The 8185-nt window shown below is 48.0% G+C and carries 5 protein-coding genes and 2 pseudogenes; 3 read left to right on the top strand and 4 right to left on the bottom strand.

Going from position 1 to position 8185, the window contains the following annotated elements; all coding sequences use genetic code 11:
* Positions 1 to 593: 593 nt before the first annotated feature.
* Both BMZ71_RS14000 and BMZ71_RS14005 read right to left on the bottom strand, forming a co-directional pair.
* Positions 594 to 1848, bottom strand: a pseudogene (locus BMZ71_RS14000) (PTS transporter subunit EIIC).
* Between the two features lie 12 nt (positions 1849 to 1860).
* Positions 1861 to 2550, bottom strand: a complete 690-nt coding sequence (locus BMZ71_RS14005; protein WP_086990836.1) for an N-acetylmannosamine-6-phosphate 2-epimerase — start codon at positions 2548 to 2550, stop codon at positions 1861 to 1863.
* 206 nt (positions 2551 to 2756) lie between these two features.
* Here BMZ71_RS14005 and BMZ71_RS14010 point away from each other — a divergent pair, with 206 nt between their 5' ends.
* The 3 genes from BMZ71_RS14010 to BMZ71_RS14020 all read left to right on the top strand — a co-directional run bounded on the left by BMZ71_RS14010 (position 2757) and on the right by BMZ71_RS14020 (position 6585).
* Entirely contained in the window at positions 2757 to 3515 is a 759-nt protein-coding gene (locus tag BMZ71_RS14010) for a MurR/RpiR family transcriptional regulator (protein WP_245734460.1), read from the top strand.
* Positions 3516 to 3623: 108 nt separating this feature from the next.
* Positions 3624 to 5006 (top strand): MATE family efflux transporter, encoded by a 1383-nt coding sequence (locus BMZ71_RS14015; RefSeq protein ID WP_086990834.1) that lies wholly within the window; start codon positions 3624 to 3626, stop codon positions 5004 to 5006.
* A gap of 208 nt (positions 5007 to 5214) precedes the next feature.
* Positions 5215 to 6585, top strand: a complete 1371-nt coding sequence (locus BMZ71_RS14020) for a CHAD domain-containing protein (RefSeq protein ID WP_177187636.1) — start codon at positions 5215 to 5217, stop codon at positions 6583 to 6585.
* Positions 6586 to 6649: 64 nt separating this feature from the next.
* Here BMZ71_RS14020 and BMZ71_RS14025 read toward each other — a convergent pair whose 3' ends face one another.
* Together BMZ71_RS14025 and BMZ71_RS15000 are read right to left on the bottom strand one after the other, a co-directional pair.
* On the bottom strand, positions 6650 to 7624 hold the full coding sequence (locus tag BMZ71_RS14025) for a bile acid:sodium symporter family protein (protein WP_086990831.1): 975 nt from the start codon (positions 7622 to 7624) through the stop codon (positions 6650 to 6652).
* 192 nt (positions 7625 to 7816) lie between these two features.
* Positions 7817 to 8185: pseudogene (locus tag BMZ71_RS15000) on the bottom strand (hypothetical protein); the annotation flags it as partial.

Consider the following 8185-nt stretch of genomic DNA (forward strand, 5'->3'; position numbering starts at 1 on the left):
AATGAAAAGATGAACTGGACCAGTAGTACCGGTGAGATGCCTGCTTCTTTCCGAATATTGGATTGATTGAGTAACGTACCCAGTTTTTGTTCGCGAAAAAATTGATGAACGGAAGAATTAAGTTCCTGATTGATTTGATTTTCTGGTAAAATAGTAGCCATAAGACATCTCTCCTTGGTTGTGTTAGTGTGGTAACTACATTTTACCAAAGAGAGGTGTCTTTTTGCGCACATTTTTGATATTAAAGACTTTAAAAACATTGATATATCAAAGGGTTAAATAGGTTTTTCAAGTGCGAAAGTTGAGTTGATTACTATCTGGTCTGGCATCAATGAGGCTGTGACTATCGAATACCAGACAGATGTGTGATTTCTCGGCAGTTCGCAACGCCATCCTAGCCGTATGCCCGACAGAAGGGCAATCTGTCGGGTGTTATGCGGTTTTCGGTATTCGATCAGTCGACAGATGCGTGATCTCTCGGCAGTCCGCGAGATACAGAAGAACCGAAACACAGTACAGGGGGCCGTCTCGAAACGAGACGCCCCTGTACTGCACAGAACTTTAAAGTTGTTTACTGAAGATTCATACTGAAATCAGTCTTCTGTTCCTAAAATTTGATTAATCTCTTGTGATAGCAAATCTGCTTTACCGCCGAATACAGCTTGGATACCGCCTTGGACTTCGAAAACAGCAGTTGCTCCGAGATTCTTGATGGTATTTTTATCTACGATCGCACCGTCTTTCACGGAAACACGCAGACGGGTTGTACAAGCAGTGACGGATTCGATGTTCGCTTGATTTCCTAATGCTTGAATGATGATTTGGGCTTCATCATTTAATGTAGAAGCCTTACCTGAAGGTGCGACCGGCATGTTTGCGTCAGTTTCTGATTCATCCATACCAGGTACCATCACTTTGAATTTCGTGATCAGGAAGCGGAATACGAAATAATAGATCAATGCCCAAATGATTCCGACCGGGATAACCCAGATCCAGTTTGTTTTGGCGTTGCCTTGCAACGGACCAAACAGCAAGAAGTCGATCAGTCCACCGGAGAAAGTGTTTCCGATACGGATGCTCAGTAAGTCAGCTACGTAGAAGGAAACGCCATCAAGGAAGGCATGGACCACATACAACCAAGGTGCGACGAACAAGAACATATATTCAAGTGGTTCAGTAATACCGGTCAAGAATGAAGTCAGGGCACTACTGAAATAGATACCGCCATTTGCTTTGCGGTTTTATTTCGGAATGGAGTGGTACATGGCTAAAGAAGCAGCCGGCAAACCGAACATCATTGTAGCGAAACGACCTGCGAAGAAGCGCGTTCCGTAAGTGAAAAGACCTGTATGATTTGGATCGGCCAATTGCGCGAAGAAGATGTTTTGGGCACCAGCAATGTTTTGACCCGCTACAACTTCGCTTCCGCCCAAAGAGCTATACCAGAACAGCGGATAAATCGTATGGTGCAAACCGACTGCGCCTGTCAAACGAAGCAAAAAGCCGTACAAGAACGTTCCGAAACTGCCCATATCTGCGATGGCTGTACCAGCGGATGTCAGTGCACCTTGGATCGGTGGCCAAACCAGCAGTTCCTTTATCTCCGTTCGCGAGACCGACAGCGACCCCGATGGTGAAGATGAGCGCCAAATTGGCAAAGACGGCATTTCCGGCAAAACTCATGATGCTCAGGATCGTCTGCAACCATTCAATGTCAAGGAACGGATAGGCGGCCAAGGTGCTTGGATTGGTCAATGCGCCACCGAAACCCAGTAAAAGGCCGGCAGCGGGCAGAATGGCGATCGGGAGCATCATGGCTCTTCCGACTTGAGAGAATTTTTTAAACATGTTTTTCACTCCTTATTTTAAGTTGTCAACGAAACGTTTCGCAATTTCTTTTGGCCGTGTGATGGCACCTCCAACGACAATCCCTGCTACACCCAATTCCTGGATTGCTTTAGCTTGTTCAGGCGTATGGATTTTACCTTCGGCGATGACAGGCACACCGGCTTCCACCAGTTTTTTCATCAAGGTGATATCCGGTCCATCCTGTTGGGGGCTTTCCGCTGTGTAACCGCTTAGCGTTGTGCCGATAAAATCGATTCCTTCATTGAAAGCGTTGATTCCTTCCTCGAAAGTGGCAATATCCGCCATGAACAATTGATCGGGATATTTTTCTTTAATTTCTTTGATGAAGGCATTGATTGTTTTGCCGTCATAGCGTTCCCGCAAAGTGCAATCCAAGGCAATGACTTCTACACCCGTTTCAACCAATTCATCGATTTCCTTCATGGTAGCCGTAATAAATGGTGCTTGAGGGGGGTAATCACGTTTGATGATCCCGATGATCGGTAAATCAACTTTTTCCTTAATTTGTTGAATATCCCTTACCGATTCGGCACGAATTCCGACTGCACCAGCTTGTTCAGCTGCAAGAGCCATCAAAGGCATGATGCCGCCTTCTTCTGTGTATAAAGGTTCTCCCGGTTGCGCTTGACAAGAGACAATAATGCCGCCACGGACTTTGTTGATGAAATCTTCCTTCTTCATGGATATTTCCTCCGTTATTTATTTTATTCCGGAGTTAATCTCCGTAAATGAAATATTGCACACGCTTTCATGTTTGTAAACAGGTAATTTGCATTTTTAAAAGTTCGTGTATAATGAGAGTCATAAACAGGAAAAGGAATGACTTTATGGGACTAGCTCAACTGATTCAAGAAAAATATCACGCGTTGACGAAATCCTAGAAACGGATTGCGAATTACTTATTGAAAAATCAAGAACAGGCTGTGTATCAGACAATGAAGGATGTGACCGAGGCAGTAAAAGTAGGCGATGCAACACTGATCCGCTTTTCTCAGAAGATCGGTTTCAATGGCTTTTCTGATTTGAAAATTGCTATTGCCAAGGAGGAATTCACCAGCCAGTATGAAAGTGATAATGACCATCAATTTTACGATCGGATTTTGGAAAACCAAGTCAAAGTTTTGGAATCGACGCGGCAATTGCTCGATCCGGAAGTGGTCATGCAAGCGATCGAGGCCATCACCAAAGCAAAATCGATATACATCATCGGAGTCGGTTCGAGCGGCTTGTCGGCCGCTTCTTTGGAAAAGATGTTGCTCCGGGTAGGTGTGCATGCGAACCATATCGTTGATCCCCATTTTCAAGCCCATGCCTTGGCCTTGCTGGGACCGGAAGATCTCGTGATCTGTTTCTCTTTGAGCGGTCGTACCAAGGATATCTACGATTCTTTGAAAATAGCCAAAGAAAATCATACGCCTATCATTGCGATCACTAATTTCTTATCTTCGCCCATTGCTGCCTTAGGTGATATTGTCCTGCAGACCGCCAATGAGGAATTCTTTGACGGTGGATCGTTGGCCGGGAAAATATCACAATTGTATATTTCGGAGACGCTGGTACGGGGATATGAAATAAAAAATAAAATCAAAACAGTCGAATTACGGGAAAAGGTGTTGCGATCCATTATTGATAAAACCTTGGATTGATTTTGCAGCATGATTGTGCAGAAATATGCTATGCTAAAAGGGAACCGTGAAGCCGGACGAGCGGGGGGCGACTGGAGTGAGCGGAGTAAGAGTCGTAGGAGGATGATTATGGGGGAAGAAAAACAAGCGGACATAAAGCAGCTGAAAAATCCGATCAACAAGGAAATCATGAGCATCGCGTGGCCGGTTCTGATTGAACTGGTGTTAAGTTCGCTGTTCGGGATGATCAATATGATGATGTTGGGGAATATCGCAGATCATGGCTATGCTGCGGCAGCGGTTGCCGCAGTCGGGGTGACGAATCAGCCGTTGTTCCTCGGACTGGCTGTGGTGCAGGCTTTGAATATCGGCGGCACAGCTTTGATCGCCCGCTATTTCGGAGCCGGAAAACATGACCGAATGGAAAACGTTATGAAGCATGTCATGATCATCAGTATGATCCTTTCCGCTCCGTTAGCCCTGGCTGCCTTTGTCTATGCCGATCAGATCATGGCTTTTATGGGCGCACAGCAGGACACGATCGAAGTCGGGCGGATCTATTTCCGCATCATCTGCATCAGCTATCTGCTCCAATCCTTTAATTTCAGCATTTCCGGATCCTTGCGCGGGATCGGCGAAACGCAGATTCCGATGGGTGTGAACCTGCAAGCAAATTTTCTGAATGTTATCGGTAATGCGCTACTGATATACGGCCTTTTCGGTGTTCCGGCGTTAGGCATCCAAGGCGCAGCGATTTCGACAGTCATTGCCAACACAGTGGCGTGCAGTCTACTGATTCGCTATTTACGCTCGGGCAAGAGCAAATTAAATTTTTCTTTCGCGCATCCGTTCCATTTTTCGATGAAAACAATGAAAAGTTTGGCCAAAATCGGACTGCCTTCAGCGCTGGAACAATTAGCGCTGCGTTCCGGGATGATTCTGTTTATCCAGATCGTGTCGGGCCTGGGGACAGTCGTCTTTGCCGCCCATAACATCGGCATGAACATCCTGACGCTATCATTCACACTTGGGCAAGCCTTTGGGATCGCGGCTTCTTCGTTAGTCGGTAGAGCATTGGGTGCCGGCGATGCAAACCTGGCCGAAAAATATGCTTCACGCACCGGCAAAATCGGCAGCATGTGCGGTGCCATACTCGGCTTGGTCTTCTTCTTCGGCGCCGAGTACATCGTCAGCTTCTATTCCAGCGATCCGGAAATCATCCGGAATGCCGCGATCGCCATCCGCGTGGCGGCCATCACGCAGCCCTTCCAATCGCACCAGCTGATTGTTGCGGGTTCGCTACGCGGGGCAGGGGATACGATTTTCCCGCTGATCTCGACCTTCCTGGGGATATTGATCATCCGGGTAGCGGCCGCTACGTTCTTTGTGCAGGTGCTCGGACTGGGTATCCTCGGTGCCTGGTTGGCCGTTATGCTGGATCAGATCATTCGTTGGTTCCTGATCGCGATGCGTTTCCAGTCCGGCAAATGGAAAAGGATGAAGTTGGCCTAACTTCGCTTAAGTTCGATCGGAATAAACAGGCTCATTTGTGCATGCCAACAAATTTAATCAGTTTTCATTTATCCGCCTCTTTCTGAAAAGAGGCGGATTTTTTTCACATACATTAGCGAAAAATGGTATAATATCAGATGAGAGAGCGGTTACAAATCGGGGCGTGAAATCCGTATTTGGGACACCGAAATAAAGGAGGATGACGAGTATGGGAGGACAATTGATACTGATTCGGCACGGAATCGCAGAAGAGCGCACACCTGAGGGGGATGACTTCTACAGAAAACTGACGGAAGCGGGAGTGGAGGAAATGACAGCATTCCTTCCCGACATCGCACCCTTACTGACCGAGGACGGTAACTTGAAGATATGGACAAGCCCGTTGCTGCGGGCGCGTGAGACTGCTGAATTGGTTGCGGAAGCTACTGCTGTCGAAGAAATCCAACCACAGGAATTTTTGGCGACCGGTGATTTCGTAGCCTTCATGGATGCATTGAAACAGGAGGACGAGGGTTTCAATTTGGCGCTTGTCGGTCACGAGCCTTATATGAGCAGCTGGACGAAAGAATTGATCGGGGCGGCGATCCCGTTCAAAAAAGGAGCGGTAGCCTTCTTTACTGTCGACTTGACCGAGGATCCGATCGGCAATCTGGAATGGCTGTTGGCGCCGGGCGAATCGGCGAAACGCAAACACGAAACCGCCGCCGCCAAAATGCGTGCGGTCGATAAGCACGAAGGGACGGCGGATTGCAGCCCATGCGTTGGCGAAGACACATTATACGCCAGCATCATCAAAGACCAGCTGGCAGGCATTCAGCTGGCCTATGCCGCTTATCAGCAGGATCCCGTCGAGCCGGAATCGGCGCATGCGCTGCGTGTGGCAATCCGACAGCTGCGGGCTTTATTGAACTTCAACAAGGCGAACGGCGAAGAAAAATATTACCGGGAAGCGGGTGAAGACTGGCGCGAAATCGCCACTACCTTCGGTTACCTGCGCGAGCTGGATGTGCTGATGGAAGAATGCCGCGAGCTGCGCGGGTTGTACCCGGAGATGCTGGCCGAGGACGGCCAAGTCATGACCTGGCTGATGGAAGAACGCCAAGGCGAGCAGGACAGTATCCAGGAACTGATCACGAGCGGAGCCTTAACCGAACGCATCCTCGATGCTGAAGCCGCTACGGACCAGTTCCTGAAAACGATCCAACTGGATGATGCCCAGCAGAAAAAAGCGACGATCAAGAAACTCGAAAAAATGAAGAAACGCCTGATGCGCAAGTGGGAAGAGGTAGATTTCTCCAACCATGAACAGACCCACAGCCTGCGCATCAACGCCAAGAAACTGCGTTACGCCGCGACCTACCTCGCGCCGATCCTGGGCGAGAAGGACAAGGACACCATCAAAGAAATGAAGAAAGTCCAAACTGCACTTGGTACGCTCTGCGACCTCGATATCAACGGCCACCTGCTGCTGGAGATGGCCGACAAGACCGACGATCCCGATTTGCAGCACCACTTCAGAAAACTCAGCGAACACCAATTCCAGCGCAGAGAAGCGATATTGAACGACGAAGCAGATTGAACATAAAAAGAAGCCCGTCCAATAACCGGTTCAAACGGTCATTGGACGGGCTATTTTTTGGCTGTTAAGCTTCTGTAACGGGTGTCTCGACAGCAGCCGGACTTGATTCGGCAGACTTGGCATCTTTGTAGCGGCAATAGCTCGCGAACAAAGAGCCGGTCACATTGTGCATGATTGAATAGATGGCGCCAGCCATGGAAGCTTGCGGCGCATTGAACGGCGCATTCAGTGCCATGCTGGAAGCAAGTCCAGAGTTCTGCATGCCGACTTCGATCTGCATGGCGCGTGTCGATGCCACATCGACTTTCAAGAGTTTGCAGACGCCCCAAGCGAAGGCATAACCGCTTGAATTATGCAGGAAAGTCACGAAAGCGATCAGCAATCCGGAATGCATAATCGTTTCTTTGTTGACGGAGACGACTGCCGCAATAACGAGTAGGACGCCGATGGATGAGAAGGTCGGCAGCACGGAATAATACGAAGCAATTTTTTTTCCGAACAAGGAGTTCAAAATAACCCCAAAAACGACCGGCAGGAAAACGACCCTCAGAATCGACCAGAACATCGGCCAGAAGCTGATTTCGATGATTTCGCCGGCATAAAGCGAAATGTTCAGGGGCATGATGATCGGCGCCAGCATCGTCGAAATCGAAGTTGCCGTAACGGAAAGCGCCACATCACCATTGGAAAGGTAGGTCATCACGTTCGAAGCCGTGCCGCCGGGGCAGCAACCCAACAGAATTACACCCAAAGCCAGTTCAGGCGGCAGATTGAAGAGTTTCGTAAGCGCCCAACCGGCGAAAGGCATCCAGATGAATTGCATCAGGCTGACCATGGCCACATAAGCCGGACGGTGGAACACCTCCTTGAAATCACTGACCGATAAGGTCAAGCCCATGAAAAACATGATGATTTGTAGGAATAATGTCGTATAATTGCTTGCCCACACAAAGGATTGGTCGAAAACGAAAGCCGCCAATGCGACACCGATTACGATCCAGGTAAGATATTTGTTGAAGATTTGATTCACATTTGCCATAATTTCCCCTCTTTTTTTAAAGTGATAAACATCATGCTATAAAATAAACGAATGTTTAGAAAAGCGTGATAAACAAATATTAGAACTTGATGAGCATTATGTCAATCTTTATTATTCGATTGTTATAACTCAACTTTCGCACACCGAAAAAGACCCTAAAGGCTTGATATATCAATAATTTTAGCTATACTATTATGCCGTTAAAACGCTTGGGAACTGCTTTTCAGGTTGATGAAATGCTCCTTTTAAGAAAGCAGGAAAGTTGTCGAAAACTCTGTCCAGAACAGACTGCACCATTTCTTCAGACAAGATAGGTTCTTCCGTGAGAGACGCCTTCAGGCAGTCCAATACCAATAGAATTGCTTCTGCAAATCGGATGTCCTCCAATTCATCACAACACAAAAAGAACAGCTGACCGATGGTCCTCGGATCTTGCGCTTCGCGCGTCCGAAGCGCAAGCATGATGTAACGGGTGAAGACAATCGTCGTGTGGGCTACCATCGCATCGTAACTGCGGCACTGAAACTCTTTTCCTAGCGCCAGATGTGATTTTGCCACCTT

The organism is Trichococcus flocculiformis (assembly GCF_900113645.1).
GTDB classification, from domain to species: Bacteria; Bacillota; Bacilli; order Lactobacillales; family Aerococcaceae; genus Trichococcus; species Trichococcus flocculiformis.